Raw genomic sequence first — 14336 nt, 5'->3', positions numbered from 1 at the left:
GCCCATGTCCAGTGCCCGTCAGCACGCAGATTTCGAGTCTTGGGGAGACCCCGCCGTGACCGAGCCCCAACCCCTCTCCGAAAACACCGCAGATGTGATCGTCGTCGGGGCTGGGCCAGCCGGTTCCACGACCGCGTACTACCTGGCGAAGGCCGGACTCGACGTCCTGCTCCTGGAGAAGACCGCGTTCCCCCGGGAGAAGGTCTGCGGTGACGGGCTGACCCCGCGCGCCACCAAGCAGCTCGTCTCGATGGGCATCGACATCTCCGAAGAGGCCGGCTGGCTGCGGAACAAGGGGCTGCGCATCATCGGCGGCGGTGTCCGCCTCCAGCTCGACTGGCCGGATCTCGCCACGTACCCGGACTACGGGCTCGTCCGCAAGCGCGACGACTTCGACGAGCAGCTGGCACGACAGGCGCAGAAGGCGGGCGCGCGGTTGTTCGAGCGCTGCAACGTCGGCGCCCCGATCATCGACGACCGCACGGGCCGCATCACGGGCGTGCACGCCAAGCTCGGCGACTCGGGGGAGAAGCGGGAGGTCACCTTCCACGCGCCGCTGGTCGTCGCGGCCGACGGCAACTCCACCCGCCTCTCGCTGGCCATGGGCCTGCACCGCCGCGAGGACCGCCCGATGGGCGTCGCGGTCCGTACGTACTTCACCTCCCCGCGCCACGAGGACGACTACCTGGAGTCCTGGCTGGAGCTGTGGGACCGCCGGGGCGCCGAGGACCGTCTGCTGCCCGGCTACGGCTGGATCTTCGGCATGGGCGACGGCACGTCGAACGTCGGCCTCGGTGTGCTCAACACCTCCGACTCCTTCAAGGAGCTGGACTGGCGCGAGGTCCTGAAGGCGTGGTGCGCCTCGATGCCGGAGGACTGGGGCTACACGCCCGAGAACATGACCGGCCCGATCCGCGGCGCCGCCCTTCCGATGGCCTTCAACCGCCAGCCGCACTACACGAAGGGGTTGTTGTTGGTCGGTGACGCCGGCGGCCTGGTGAACCCCTTCAACGGCGAGGGCATCGCGTACGCCATGGAGTCCGGCCAGATCGCAGCGGACGTCATCGTCCAGGCCCACGCCCGCTCGACGCCGTCCGGGCGCGAACTGGCCCTCCAGCGCTACCCCCGGGTCCTCAAGGACACCTATGGCGGGTACTACACCCTCGGCCGCGCCTTCGTGAAGCTGATCGGCAACCCGAAGGTCATGAAGATCGCGACGCAGCGGGGCCTGACCCACCCCCTCCTGATGAAGTTCACCCTCAAGATGCTGGCGAACCTGACGGACCCGACCGGCGGCGACGCGATGGACCGGATCATCAACGGGTTGTCGAAGGTGGCCCCGAAGGCCTGAGGCCGGGTCCGCCGCGCGGGCGCAGGGAGGCCGGCCCTTGGGCCCGGCCTCCGTGGCGGCCAGGCACGCGGGGACGTCTTCACGCCGGTACTCCATCCGCCGAGGCGCGTCCCTGCGGCCGGGCCGGGAGAGCCGGCGCGGACAGACGTGCCCGGGATGCGAACAGGACGACCTCTCGTCCCCTCTGCGGTAGTTGGAACGTTTTGGTCATTCCGAGGGGATCTCGTGGAGCGGGGGGTGCGCCCGGCCGCGGCGCTCGGCGGGCACGCTCGACCGTGGCGACCGTGGCGACCGTGGCGACCGTGGCGACCGTGGCGGGCAACGGTGGGTGCTGATGCTGGCCCCGGCGAGGCGCGGGCGCGCGGGGGGCCGGATGCGGGCGTGGGGGCGCGGCTCGGCGGCGCGTGCCGGCGGGTCCGTGAGCGGCGGCCGTACACCCGGCGACCGGGGGCGCATCCGGTGGCCGTCACCGACAGGCTCTTCCCGTGGCTGTGAGGGCCCTCCGGGGCCCGAAGGGGCGGCGGTGGGCCCCGGACATGACGGCGGGGACCGCCGCCTTCAGGCGGCGGCCCTCAAGCCGTAGGACTTCAAACGCGGGTGCGGCTCAGAGAACGCGTACCGCGCCGGTGGCCGGGTAGCCCGAAAGGTCCTGGATCACCACACCCTTGGAGGGGTTGGCCGCGTCCAGGTACTGCCCGTTACCGATGTACACGCCCACGTGGTACGCCGAACCGGCCGAACCCCAGTACAGGATGTCGCCGACCTGGACGTTGGACAGCGAGACCGGCGTACCGGACGTCGACTGGTCCTGGGAGACGCGCGGCAGGTCGACACCGACCTGCTTGAACGCGGCCTGCACGAGACCGGAGCAGTCCCACGCGTTGGGGCCCGTCCCACCCATCACGTACGCGTCGCCGACCTGTGCCTTGAGGAAGGCGATGACGGTCGCGACGCTGCCGCTGGCGGGCGCCGAGACGGTCGAGGTCGTGGAGGTGGAGGCCGAAGCGGACAGGGTGGTCCGCGCGGCGGAACGCGACGCGGCCTGCTCGGCCGCCGCCTTCCGCGCGGCCTCGGCCTTCTTCTTGGCCTCCGCTTTCTTCTTGGCGTCGGCGAGGTCCGCCTTGGCCTGCTTCGCGGCATTTGCCGCAGCCGCGTCGCGCTCGGCCTGCAACTCGTAGTTGGCCGCGGCCTGCTGGGTGGCGTCCGCGGACTGGGCGACCTGGGTCGCGAGGTCGGCCGTCAGGGTCGGCAGTTCAAGGGTCTGCGTCACGGGCTCGGCCGCGTTCGCGGAACCGGCCGCACCGGCGACGGCCAGGGTGCTGAGAACGCCACCGGCAACTCCGGCGCGCATCGCGAGCGTCGACGCGTTGCGGCGGGGCTTCCGGTGGCTACGTATGTGAGCGGTGTGGGACATGGGTACAACCGGTATCAGGGGCTCCCTCATACCTTCAAGAAACGTGTGGTGCGCCACAGTTGTTCAATCCGCGGCCGAATCCGGGGCGCGTCACTCCTTATTGACGCCGTAACGGGCATTGCGGACAGAGATGATCAAGCCTGTGATCATGCTGTTTCTGTAATACGCCCGAATTGCCCTCCGCCTACCACTGGTTGCGGCCAGTGGCCAAGCCCCACTTATCTGGCACATAGACAGATGTGGCACAGGTCACAGGGCCGTCTCACGGATGGCATGTGTCGCGCGTAGATCCCGAGAGTCCCCTGCTCGTGAACGCGTGCACGCGTGGACGTCGTCCACATCCGTCCACACCCTTCCCTCGGAGGTGTGAACGAGGTCCTCTATCAAGCCTTGCCGTCCATCGCCAATTTGCATGCGGAGGAAGTCTCTTGATATGGAGACGTCGCCCCGGACCTGGGACGACTAGCGGAAATGTCACCTCTGGTGACCGTGCGGACGCTTCGCGTGTGAAGATCACCGCTCATCCGACTTCATGATCCTTCGTCAGGTGGTGGAGATCACAAAGCTTGTGCAATACCCCGTGTCGCAGATCACAGACCGGCGGGCATAGGATGCGAGGCAGTTGGGCTTGTGACCTGCTTCACATGTACGCGATCTTCGTCGGGACGCACGGGGCTCGTGGAACGGGTGGGCGGAAGTGCTTGCCCGACGCAACCGCCAGCAGTCAGTGCCGACTGAGAGGAGCGAGGAGCGTGAACGCGTATGCGCCGATCCTCGTACTGGGAGCCCTCGGGGCAGGCTTTGCGATCTTCTCCGTGGTCATGGCCACGCTTATCGGTCCAAAGCGATACAACCGGGCCAAGCTCGAGGCTTACGAGTGCGGAATCGAGCCGACCCCCACGCCGGCCGGCGGCGGGCGCTTCCCGATCAAGTACTACCTGACGGCGATGCTCTTCATCGTCTTCGACATCGAGATCGTCTTCCTCTACCCCTGGGCCGTCACCTTCGACGCCCTGGGTGTTTTCGGGCTCGTGGAGATGCTGCTCTTCGTGCTCACCGTCTTCGTCGCGTACGCGTACGTATGGCGGCGCGGCGGCTTGGAATGGGACTGAGGGGCCTTAAGACATGGGACTCGAAGAAAAGCTGCCGAGCGGATTCCTGCTGACCACCGTCGAGCAGGCCGCGGGCTGGGTACGCAAGGCGTCCGTCTTCCCCGCCACGTTCGGACTCGCCTGCTGCGCCATCGAGATGATGACGACCGGCGCGGGCCGCTACGACCTGGCGCGCTTCGGTATGGAGGTCTTCCGCGGGTCACCGCGCCAGGCCGACCTGATGATCGTCGCCGGGCGGGTCAGCCAGAAGATGGCGCCCGTACTGCGGCAGGTCTATGACCAGATGCCCAACCCCAAGTGGGTGATCTCCATGGGCGTCTGTGCCTCATCGGGCGGAATGTTCAACAACTACGCCATTGTGCAGGGGGTCGACCACATTGTTCCGGTCGACATCTATTTGCCCGGCTGCCCACCGCGGCCCGAGATGCTGATGGACGCGATTCTCAAGCTCCATCAGAAGATCCAGTCCTCGAAGCTCGGCGTGAACGCCGAGGAGGCGGCCCGCGAGGCGGAGGAAGCGGCACTCAAGGCGCTCCCCACCATCGAGATGAAGGGCCTGCTGCGGTGAGCGACGCGAACGGCGCCGGCAACGGCGTGAACCCGGAGAAGGACCTCGGCGCGTCCAACCTCCCCGGCCAGCGCGGCGACGGTGGCGAGGAGATCCGCGTCCAGCGCGGCATGTTCGGCGCCAACAACGGCGGCGACACCTCCGGCTACGGCGGTCTGGTCCGCTCCGTCCGGCTGCCCGGGCCGGCCGCCCGCCCCTACGGCGGCTGGTTCGACGAGGTGGCCGACGAGCTGGAGGGCGCCCTGGAGGAACAGGGACTCGTCCCCGAGAACGCGATCGAGAAGACGATCGTCGACCGCGACGAGCTCACCTTCCACATCGAACGCGAGTACCTGGTCCGGGTCGCCCAGACCCTCCGCGACGACCCGGCCCTCCGCTTCGAACTGTGCACGGGCGTGAGCGGAGTGCACTACCCCAGCGACAAGGGCCGCGAGCTGCACGCCGTCTACCACCTGCGCTCGATCACCCACAACCGGCTGATCCGCGTCGAGGTCAGTGCCCCCGACGCCGACCCGCACGTCCCGTCACTCGTCCCCGTCTATCCGACGAACGACTGGCACGAGCGCGAGGCGTACGACTTCTTCGGCCTGGTCTTCGACGGTCACCCGGCGCTGACGCGGATCATGATGCCGGACGACTGGCAGGGCCACCCGCAGCGCAAGGACTATCCCCTCGGTGGCATCCCCATCGAGTACAAGGGCGCCCAGATCCCGGCTCCGGACCAGCGGAGGTCGTACTCATGAGCACACAGACCCCTTCTTCTGCCGCATCCGCCCGCGAGACGACCGAGGGCACCGTCTACACGGTCACCGGCGGCGACTGGGACGAGATCGCGCAGTCCGCGGCGAGGTCCGACGACGAGCGCATCATCGTCAACATGGGCCCGCAGCACCCGTCCACGCACGGCGTGCTCCGGCTCATCCTGGAGATCGACGGCGAGACGGTCACCGAGGCCCGCTGCGGCATCGGCTACCTCCACACCGGCATCGAGAAGAACCTCGAATACCGCACGTGGACGCAGGGCACCACGTTCGTGACGCGCATGGACTACCTGACGCCGTTCTTCAACGAGACGGCGTACTGCCTCGCGGTCGAGAAACTTCTCGGCATCGAGGACCAGATCCCCGACCGCGCCTCGATCATCCGCGTGCTCCTGATGGAGCTGAACCGGCTCTCCTCCCACCTGGTGTGCATCGCCACCGGCGGCATGGAGCTCGGCGCCACCACGATCATGATCTACGGCTTCCGGGACCGTGAACTGATCCTCGACATCTACGAGCTGATCACCGGCCTGCGGATGAACCACGCGTACATCCGCCCCGGCGGACTCGCCCAGGACCTGCCGCCCGGCGCGGTGGACCAGATCCGCGAGTTCGTGAAGAAGATGACGAAGAACCTTCCCGAGTACGACAAGCTCGCCACCGGGAACCCCATCTTCAAGGCCCGTATGCAGGACGTCGGCTATCTCGACCTGGCCGGCTGCATGGCCCTCGGCGCCACCGGACCCGTCCTGCGCTCGGCGGGCCTGCCGCACGACCTGCGCAAGTCCCAGCCGTACTGCGGCTACGAGACGTACGACTTCGAGATCCCGACCGCCGACACCTGCGACTCCTACGGGCGCTTCCTGATCCGCCTGGAAGAGATGCGGCAGTCGCTGCACATCGTCGAACAGTGCCTGGACCGGCTGCAGCCGGGCCCGGTCATGGTCGCCGACAAGAAGATCGCCTGGCCCGCGCAGCTCGCGCTCGGCCCCGACGGTCTGGGCAACTCCCTCGACCACATCAAGAAGATCATGGGCACCTCCATGGAGGCCCTCATCCACCACTTCAAGCTGGTGACCGAGGGCTTCCGCGTCCCGCCGGGACAGGCGTACGCGGCGGTCGAGTCACCCAAGGGCGAACTCGGGGTGCACGCCGTCTCCGACGGAGGCACCCGCCCCTACCGGGTCCACTTCCGGGACCCGTCCTTCACCAACCTGCAGGCCATGGCGGCGATGTGCGAGGGCGGCCAGGTCGCCGACGTCATCGTCGCCGTCGCGTCCATCGACCCCGTGATGGGAGGCGTCGACCGGTGACCACCACCCCCGAGGGCGTCAGCCTGGGCATGCCCCGACTGCCCGCGCCCGACTACCCGGACGACGTTCGGACCCGGCTCGAGGCGGACGCGCGCGAGATCATCGCCCGCTATCCGGACTCCCGCTCGGCGCTTCTTCCGTTGCTGCACCTCGTGCAGTCGGAGGAGGGCCATGTCACACGCACGGGGATGCAGTTCTGCGCGGACGTACTGAGCCTGACCACCGCCGAGGTCACCGCGGTCGCGACCTTCTACTCGATGTACCGGCGCAAGCCGAGCGGTGACTACCAGGTGGGTGTGTGCACCAACACCCTGTGCGCGGTCATGGGCGGCGACGCGATCTTCGAGGCCCTGCAGGACCACCTGGGCGTCGGCAACGGCGAGACCACCGGTGACGGCAAGGTCACCCTGGAACACATCGAGTGCAACGCGGCCTGCGACTTCGCACCCGTCGTGATGGTCAACTGGGAGTTCTTCGACAACCAGACCGTGGCCTCCGCGAAGCGCCTCGTCGACGACCTGCGCGCGGGAACGACTGTCGAGCCCACCCGCGGCGCCCCCCTCTGCACCTTCAAGGACACCGCCCGGATCCTGGCGGGCTTCCCCGACGAGCGCGCCGGGGCCGTCGAAGCGGGTGGCAGCGCGGGCCCCGCCTCCCTCATCGGCCTCCGTCTGGCCAAGGGGGAGAGCGGTGCCGCGCGCGTGGTCCATCCGCGAGGCGGAGGCGCTCCGCAGGACCAGCCGCCGGCCGAGCACCTGAGCTCGCACGACGCGCCGCAGGACACATCGGCCTCCGACCCGTCGCACCCGGCGGGTCCCACAGCCGAGGAGGGGGAGTGATGACCTTGGCACCCGAGAACGGGGGCACCGCCCGCGCGAGCGCATTCGAGCGCGGCGGAGAGACCAGCCCCGAGAAGCTGCTCGCACCCGTGCTGTCGGCCTTCTGGGACGAGGAGCAGTCCTGGACGCTCGACGTCTACCGGAGGCACGAGGGATACGAGGGGCTGCGCAAGGCGCTGGCCATGTCGCCGGACGACCTGATCGCGTACGTCAAGGACTCCGGTCTGCGCGGCCGGGGCGGCGCGGGATTCCCCACCGGAATGAAATGGCAGTTCATTCCGCAGGGCGATGGCAAACCCCACTATCTAGTTGTCAACGCCGACGAGTCGGAGCCGGGCACCTGCAAGGACATCCCGCTCCTCTTCGCGAACCCGCACAGCCTCATCGAGGGCATTGTGATCGCGTGTTATGCCATCCGGTCTTCGCATGCCTTCATCTATCTCCGCGGTGAAGTCGTCCCCGTGCTGCGGCGGTTGCACGAGGCCGTCCGTGAGGCCTACGACGCCGGCTACCTCGGCGAGAACATCCTGGGCAGCGGACTCGACCTCCAACTCACCGTGCACGCGGGCGCGGGCGCGTACATCTGCGGTGAGGAGACCGCACTGCTCGACTCGCTCGAAGGCCGCCGTGGTCAACCGCGGCTTCGTCCCCCTTTCCCAGCCGTCGCAGGGCTCTATGCATGCCCAACTGTGGTGAACAACGTCGAGTCGATCGCGTCAGTTCCCGCAATCCTGCAAAAAGGCAAGGAATGGTTCAGGTCGATGGGGAGCGAGAAGTCCCCGGGCTTCACGCTCTACTCGCTCAGCGGCCACGTCACCAGCCCCGGCCAGTACGAGGCCCCGCTCGGTATCACGCTCCGTCAACTCCTCGACATGAGCGGCGGGATGCGCGCCGGACACCGGCTGAAGTTCTGGACCCCGGGCGGCTCCTCGACGCCGATGTTCACCGAGGAGCACCTCGACGTCCCTCTTGACTACGAAGGAGTGGGCGCCGCCGGTTCCATGCTCGGCACCAAGGCGCTCCAGTGCTTCGACGAGACGACCTGTGTCGTCCGGGCGGTCACCCGGTGGACCGAGTTCTACGCGCACGAGTCCTGCGGCAAGTGCACCCCGTGCCGCGAAGGGACCTACTGGCTCGTGCAGTTGCTGCGCGACATCGAGGCCGGCAAGGGCGTCATGTCCGACCTCGACAAGCTGGGCGACATCGCCGACAACATCAACGGCAAGTCGTTCTGCGCCCTCGGCGACGGTGCCGCCTCGCCGATCTTCTCCTCGCTCAAGTACTTCCGCGAGGAGTACGAGCAGCACATCACGGGCCGCGGCTGCCCCTTCGACCCGGCCAGGTCGACGGCCTGGGCGGACAAGCACACGGAGGTGAACGCATGACGGTGACCACCAGCGCTCCCTCGGGAGGGGGAGAGGCGGCGGTTCCGCCGGAGGACCTCGTCTCGCTGACGATCGACGGCGCCGAGATCAGCGTGCCCAAGGGCACCCTGGTCATCCGCGCCGCGGAACAGCTCGGCATCGAGATCCCCCGCTTCTGCGACCACCCGCTGCTCGACCCGGCCGGCGCCTGCCGCCAGTGCATCGTCGAGGTCGAGGGACAGCGCAAGCCCATGGCGTCCTGCACGATCACGTGCACGGACGGGATGGTGGTGAAGACACAGCTCACCTCGCCCGTCGCCGAGAAGGCGCAGTACGGCGTGATGGAGCTGCTGCTCATCAACCACCCGCTGGACTGCCCGGTCTGCGACAAGGGCGGCGAGTGCCCGCTGCAGAACCAGGCGATGTCGCACGGCAGCGCCGAATCCCGTTTCGAGGGAAAGAAGCGGACGTACGAGAAGCCGGTCCCGATCTCCACGCAGGTGCTGCTCGACCGCGAGCGGTGCGTGCTGTGCGCCCGCTGCACCCGTTTCAGCAACCAGATCGCGGGCGACCCGATGATCGAGCTGATCGAGCGCGGGGCTCTCCAGCAGGTCGGCACCGGTGAGGGCGATCCCTTCGAGTCGTACTTCTCCGGGAACACGATCCAGATCTGCCCGGTCGGAGCACTGACCTCGGCGGCGTACCGCTTCCGTTCCCGCCCCTTCGACCTCGTCTCCTCGCACTCGGTGTGCGAGCACTGCGCGGGCGGCTGCGCGACGCGCACGGACCACCGGCGCGGCAAGGTGATGCGACGCCTCGCGTCCCCCGACCCCGAGGTCAACGAGGAGTGGCTGTGCGACAAGGGGCGCTTCGGCTTCCGGTACGCACAGCAGCGTGACCGGCTGGAGACGCCTCTGGTCCGCGGCGCCTCCGGTGAACTGGAACCCGCCTCCTGGCCGGAAGCCCTGGAGGCCGCGGCCCGCGGACTGCTGGCGGCCCGGGGCAGGACCGGTGTCCTGACCGGCGGCCGGCTCACCGTCGAGGACGCCTACGCCTACAGCAAGTTCGCACGCGTGGCCCTCGACACCAACGACATCGACTTCCGCGCGCGCGTGCACAGCGCCGAGGAGGCCGACTTCCTGGCGGCCCGGGTGGCCGGCCGGGGACGGGACCTCGACGGTACGGGCGTCACGTACACCTCCCTGGAGAAGGCGCCCGCGGTCCTGCTGGTCGGCTTCGAGTCCGAGGAGGAGGCGCCCGGGGTCTTCCTGCGCTTGCGCAAGGCCTGGCGCGGACACGGGCAGAAGTCCTTCTCCCTCGCCACGCACGCGACGCGCGGCCTGGCCAAGGCGGGAGGCACCCTGCTGCCCGCCGCGCCCGGTACCGAGACCGAGTGGCTGAACGCCCTCGCGAGCGGGGTCGGTCTGGAGGGCGACGGAGCCGGAGCCGCCGAGGCACTGCGCGGTGAAGGAGCGGTGATCGTCGTCGGCGAGCGGCTCGCCGCCGTGGCGGGCGGACTCACCTCCGCCGTACGGGCCGCGGCCGCGACCGGCGCCACGCTGGTGTGGATCCCGCGGCGGGCGGGGGAGCGCGGCGCCATCGAGGCGGGCGCTCTGCCGTCGCTGCTGCCGGGCGGACGTCCGGCCACCGATCCGCGCGCCCGGGAGGAGGTCGCCGCGGCCTGGGGCGTCTCCCAGCTCCCGCACCGCTACGGTCGCGACACCGGCCAGATCGTCGAGGCCGCCGCGGCCGGCGAGTTGCAGGCCCTGGTGGTGGCGGGTGTGGAGGTCGACGACCTGCCCAACCCGGCACGCGCGCGTGCGGCACTTTCGGAGATCGGCTTCCTGGTGTCCCTCGAACTGCGTCCCGGTGCGGTCACCGAACACGCGGATGTCGTCCTCCCGGTGGCCGCGGTCGCCGAGAAGTCGGGCACCTTCCTCAACTGGGAAGGCAGGGCCCGCCTCTTCGAGGCCGCGCTCAAGCCCGACCAGATGACACGCAACCTGGCACCCACCGACGCGCGGGTGCTGCAGATGCTGGCCGACGCCATGGACGTACACCTCGGTCTGCCGGACCTGCGCACCACGCGCGGCGAGCTGGACCGGCTCGGCGCCTGGGGCGGTCCGCGGGCCGCCGAACCCGTCGAGATCGCGGCGTCGCTGCCGCGTCCCGCCGCCGGGGAGGCCGTCCTCGCGGGCCATCGGCTGCTGCTCGACCGAGGGCGTCTCCAGGAGGGCGACGAGGCGCTGGCCGGCACGCGGCACGCGGCACGCGCACGCGTGTCGCCCGCCACGGCCGCCGAGGCGGGTGTCAAGGAGGGCGACCTCCTCGCCGTCACCGGCAACGCCGGGACCATCGCCCTGCCGCTGCAGATCACCGAGATGCCCGACCGGGTGGTCTGGCTCCCGCTGAACTCCGCGGGCGGGGGCGTCGCCTCCGACACGGGGGCGCTGCCCGGCGCACTCGTCCGCATCGGTCCGGCGACGCTCGCCACCGAGGCCCCCAAGGAGGTGGAGGCATGACGCCGTACACGCCGTACCTCGCCACGGAAGACCTCTCCATGTTCGGCCGCGACCCCTGGTGGCTGGTCGTCGTCAAGGCGGTCTTCTGCTTCGCCTTCCTGATGATCACCGTGCTCTTCTCCATCGTGTGGGAGCGCAAGGTCGTCGCCTGGATGCAGCTGCGCATCGGCCCCAACCGGCACGGCCCCTGGGGCATGCTCCAGTCGCTCGCCGACGGCATCAAACTGATGCTCAAGGAAGACGTCATCGTCAAACGCGCGGACAAGGTGGTCTACGTCCTCGCACCGGTCGTCGCGGCCATCCCGGCCTTCATGGCGATCGCGGTGATCCCCTTCGGGCCCGCGGGCAACGAGGTCTCGATCTTCGGGCACCGCACCACGATGCAGCTCACCGACCTGCCGATCGCGATGCTCTACATCCTCGCGGTCGCCTCGGTCGGCATCTACGGGATCGTGCTCGCGGGCTGGTCCTCCGGGTCGACGTATCCGCTCCTCGGCGGACTGCGGTCATGCGCGCAGATGATCTCCTACGAGATCGCCATGGGCGCCGCGTTCGCCTCGGTGTTCCTCTACTCCGGGTCGATGTCGACCTCGACGATCGTCGAGCAGCAGCACGACCGCTGGTACGTCCTGCTGCTGCCGGTCTCCTTCGTGATCTACATCATCACGATGGTCGGTGAGACCAACCGTGCCCCCTTCGACATGCCGGAGTCCGAGGGCGACCTCGTCGGGGGCTTCAACACCGAGTACTCGTCCATCAAGTTCGCGCTGTTCATGCTCGCCGAGTACGTGAACATGGTGACGGTCTCGGCCGTGTCGACGACGCTCTTCCTCGGCGGCTGGCGGGCCCCGTGGCCGATCAGCACCTTCTGGGAGGGCGCCAACCACGGCTGGTGGCCGATGCTCTGGTTCGTGGTGAAGGTGCAGCTGCTGCTGTTCTTCTTCATCTGGCTGCGCGGCACGCTCCCGCGCGTCCGCTACGACCAGCTGATGAAGCTCGGCTGGAAGGTCCTCATCCCGGTCTCCGTGGTGTGGCTGATGCTCGTCGCGACCGTACGGACCCTGCGCAACCAGAACTACGACTTCGCCGACATCGCCCTGTACGTCGGGGGAGGTGTCCTCGTGCTGCTGTTGATCTCCTTCGCCGTGGACATCTTCCGCGAGAAGCCGGAGGCCGGGGAGGCGCCCGCCGAGGCCGCCTTCGACCCGATGGCCGGTGGATTCCCGGTGCCGCCGCTGCCGGGACAGGAGCTGCCGCCGGTGCCGCGGCGCCGCCCGCGCCGCGAGCGGGAGTTGATTGTCAGTGGTGGGTCCGATACTGCGAGTGACGGACCGAACGGCGGATCTCGTGACGGAAAGGAGGGGTCGGATGTCTGAGGAGCCGAAGGAGACCAAACCCGGTTTCCAGAACCCCGTCGCCGGCTTCGGTGTGACCTTCAAGGCCATGTTCAAGAAGCGGCTGACGGAGCAGTACCCGGAGCAGCACAAGACCACGGCCCCGCGGTTCCACGGCCGGCACCAGCTCAACCGCCATCCGGACGGCCTGGAGAAGTGCGTCGGCTGTGAGCTGTGCGCGTGGGCCTGTCCCGCGGACGCCATCTACGTGGAGGGCGCGGACAACACCGAGGAGGAGCGCTACTCGCCCGGCGAGCGCTACGGCCGCGTCTACCAGATCAATTACGCGCGCTGCATCCTGTGCGGTCTGTGCATCGAGGCGTGCCCCACGCGCGCGCTGACGATGACGAACGAGTTCGAGCTCGCGGACAGCAGCCGCGCCAACCTCATCTACACCAAGGAGCAGCTGCTCGCCGGTCTCGAGGAGGGCATGGTCGAGTCACCGCACTCGATCTTCCCCGGGACGGACGAGCAGGACTACTACCAGGGTCTGGTCACGGAGGCGGCGCCCGGCACCGTGCGCCAAGTGGCCGTCTCCAAGGGTGAGAAGCCCCATGAGGAGGGGGTGGAAGCATGAGCGCGCAGCTCGCCGCCTACTCCACCTCCACCGGAGAGGCCTTCCAGTTCTGGGTGCTCGGCACCGTCGCCGTGATCGGCGCCCTGTGCACCGTCTTCATGAAGAAGTCCGTGCACAGCGCGCTCTGTCTCGCCGGGACCATGATCGTCCTGGCGGTGTTCTACCTCGCCAACGGCGCGTACTTCCTGGGCATCGTGCAGATCGTCGTCTACACCGGCGCGATCATGATGCTGTTCCTGTTCGTGGTCATGCTCGTCGGCGTCACCGCGGCGGACTCCCTCAAGGAGACCATCAAGGGGCAGCGCTGGCTGGCCCTGGTCTGCGGTCTCGGCTTCGGCGTCCTGCTGATCGCGGGCATCGGCCACGCGTCCCTGACGGAGTTCAACGGCCTGAGCAAGGCCAACGCCAACGGGAACGTGGCGGGTCTCGCGGCCCTCATCTTCACGAAGTACGTGTTCGCCTTCGAGATCACCGGCGCGCTGCTCATCACGGCCGCCGTCGGCGCCATGGTGCTCACGCACCGGGAGCGCACCGAGCGCCCCAAGACCCAGCGCGAGCTGTCCGAGCAGCGGGTGCGGGAGGGCAAGCACCTGCCGCCGCTGCCGGCCCCGGGTGTCTACGCCCGGCACAACGCGGTGGACATCGCGGGTCTCCTCCCGGACGGCACCCCCTCGGAGCTGACCGTCAACAAGACGCTGCGGGAGCGCGGCCAGGTCCGTGACGTGTCCACCGAGGCACTGAGCGACCTGAAGGCCCTGGAGCAGCGCGCCGAAGAACGCCTGGAGCGCACGAAGACGGAGGAGGCGTCCCAGTGAATCCGGTCAACTACCTCTATCTCGCTGCCCTGTTGTTCACGATCGGCGCCACCGGCGTGCTGATCAGGCGCAACGCGATCGTGGTGTTCATGTGCGTCGAGCTCATGCTCAACGCCTGCAACCTCGCGTTCGTCGTCTTCTCCCGCATGCACGGCAATCTCGACGGCCAGATCATCGCCTTCTTCACGATGGTCGTCGCCGCCGCGGAGGTCGTGGTCGGGCTCGCGATCATCGTGTCGCTGTTCCGTTCCCGCCACTCGGCCTCGGTCGACGACGCCAGCCTGATGAAGCTGTAAGGGGTCGCTG

Annotated in this window: 13 protein-coding genes; 12 read left to right on the top strand and 1 reads right to left on the bottom strand. The window is 68.7% G+C overall.

Annotation, left to right across the window (positions count from 1 at the left end; translation table 11 throughout):
* Positions 1–55: 55 nt before the first annotated feature.
* Entirely contained in the window at positions 56–1351 is a 1296-nt protein-coding gene (locus tag OG199_RS18990; RefSeq protein WP_356809083.1) for a geranylgeranyl reductase family protein, read from the top strand.
* Between the two features lie 604 nt (positions 1352–1955).
* Here the strand turns inward: OG199_RS18990 and OG199_RS18985 are convergent.
* The gene (locus OG199_RS18985; RefSeq protein WP_405830429.1) at positions 1956–2795 is read right to left on the bottom strand and encodes a C40 family peptidase; all 840 of its coding nucleotides are present in this window, start codon (positions 2793–2795) and stop codon (positions 1956–1958) included.
* A 722-nt stretch (positions 2796–3517) separates the two neighbouring features.
* On the opposite strand from OG199_RS18985, the gene OG199_RS18980 reads away from it, so the two are divergent.
* Genes OG199_RS18980 through nuoK form a run of 11 tightly spaced genes read left to right on the top strand, consistent with a single transcriptional unit; the run spans position 3518 to position 14326 of the window.
* Positions 3518–3877 (top strand): NADH-quinone oxidoreductase subunit A, encoded by a 360-nt coding sequence (locus tag OG199_RS18980; RefSeq protein WP_007383963.1) that lies wholly within the window; start codon positions 3518–3520, stop codon positions 3875–3877.
* Positions 3878–3890: 13 nt separating this feature from the next.
* Positions 3891–4445: an NADH-quinone oxidoreductase subunit B family protein gene (locus OG199_RS18975; protein WP_007383964.1), complete on the top strand. Its 555-nt coding sequence runs from the start codon at positions 3891–3893 to the stop codon at positions 4443–4445.
* A complete protein-coding gene (locus OG199_RS18970; protein WP_356809279.1) occupies positions 4442–5188 on the top strand; it encodes an NADH-quinone oxidoreductase subunit C in 747 nt (248 codons plus the stop codon). Before OG199_RS18975 ends, OG199_RS18970 begins: the two co-directional genes overlap by 4 nt.
* Entirely contained in the window at positions 5185–6519 is a 1335-nt protein-coding gene (locus OG199_RS18965; RefSeq protein ID WP_356809280.1) for an NADH-quinone oxidoreductase subunit D, read from the top strand. Before OG199_RS18970 ends, OG199_RS18965 begins: the two co-directional genes overlap by 4 nt.
* A 29-nt stretch (positions 6520–6548) precedes the next feature.
* Positions 6549–7358: an NADH-quinone oxidoreductase subunit NuoE gene (gene nuoE, locus OG199_RS18960; protein WP_266706163.1), complete on the top strand. Its 810-nt coding sequence runs from the start codon at positions 6549–6551 to the stop codon at positions 7356–7358.
* Positions 7358–8743, top strand: a complete 1386-nt coding sequence (gene nuoF, locus OG199_RS18955; protein WP_351724109.1) for an NADH-quinone oxidoreductase subunit NuoF — start codon at positions 7358–7360, stop codon at positions 8741–8743. The genes nuoE and nuoF overlap by 1 nt, the downstream gene beginning before the upstream one ends.
* The gene (locus tag OG199_RS18950; RefSeq protein WP_405830426.1) at positions 8740–11244 is read left to right on the top strand and encodes an NADH-quinone oxidoreductase subunit G; all 2505 of its coding nucleotides are present in this window, start codon (positions 8740–8742) and stop codon (positions 11242–11244) included. The genes nuoF and OG199_RS18950 overlap by 4 nt, the downstream gene beginning before the upstream one ends.
* On the top strand, positions 11241–12620 hold the full coding sequence (gene nuoH / locus OG199_RS18945) for an NADH-quinone oxidoreductase subunit NuoH (RefSeq protein ID WP_401805411.1): 1380 nt from the start codon (positions 11241–11243) through the stop codon (positions 12618–12620). Before OG199_RS18950 ends, nuoH begins: the two co-directional genes overlap by 4 nt.
* A complete protein-coding gene (gene nuoI / locus OG199_RS18940; RefSeq protein ID WP_168529530.1) occupies positions 12613–13215 on the top strand; it encodes an NADH-quinone oxidoreductase subunit NuoI in 603 nt (200 codons plus the stop codon). The genes nuoH and nuoI overlap by 8 nt, the downstream gene beginning before the upstream one ends.
* Entirely contained in the window at positions 13212–14030 is an 819-nt protein-coding gene (locus OG199_RS18935) for an NADH-quinone oxidoreductase subunit J (RefSeq protein WP_356804788.1), read from the top strand. The genes nuoI and OG199_RS18935 overlap by 4 nt, the downstream gene beginning before the upstream one ends.
* Entirely contained in the window at positions 14027–14326 is a 300-nt protein-coding gene (gene nuoK / locus OG199_RS18930; RefSeq protein ID WP_018568277.1) for an NADH-quinone oxidoreductase subunit NuoK, read from the top strand. The genes OG199_RS18935 and nuoK overlap by 4 nt, the downstream gene beginning before the upstream one ends.
* Positions 14327–14336: the final 10 nt, after the last annotated feature.

Origin of the sequence: Streptomyces sp. NBC_01176, assembly GCF_045039825.1 — a bacterium.
GTDB lineage: Bacteria > Actinomycetota > Actinomycetes > Streptomycetales > Streptomycetaceae > Streptomyces.
Note: the sequence above shows the minus strand (reverse complement) of the source record. Positions and strands in the feature narration are given on the sequence as shown.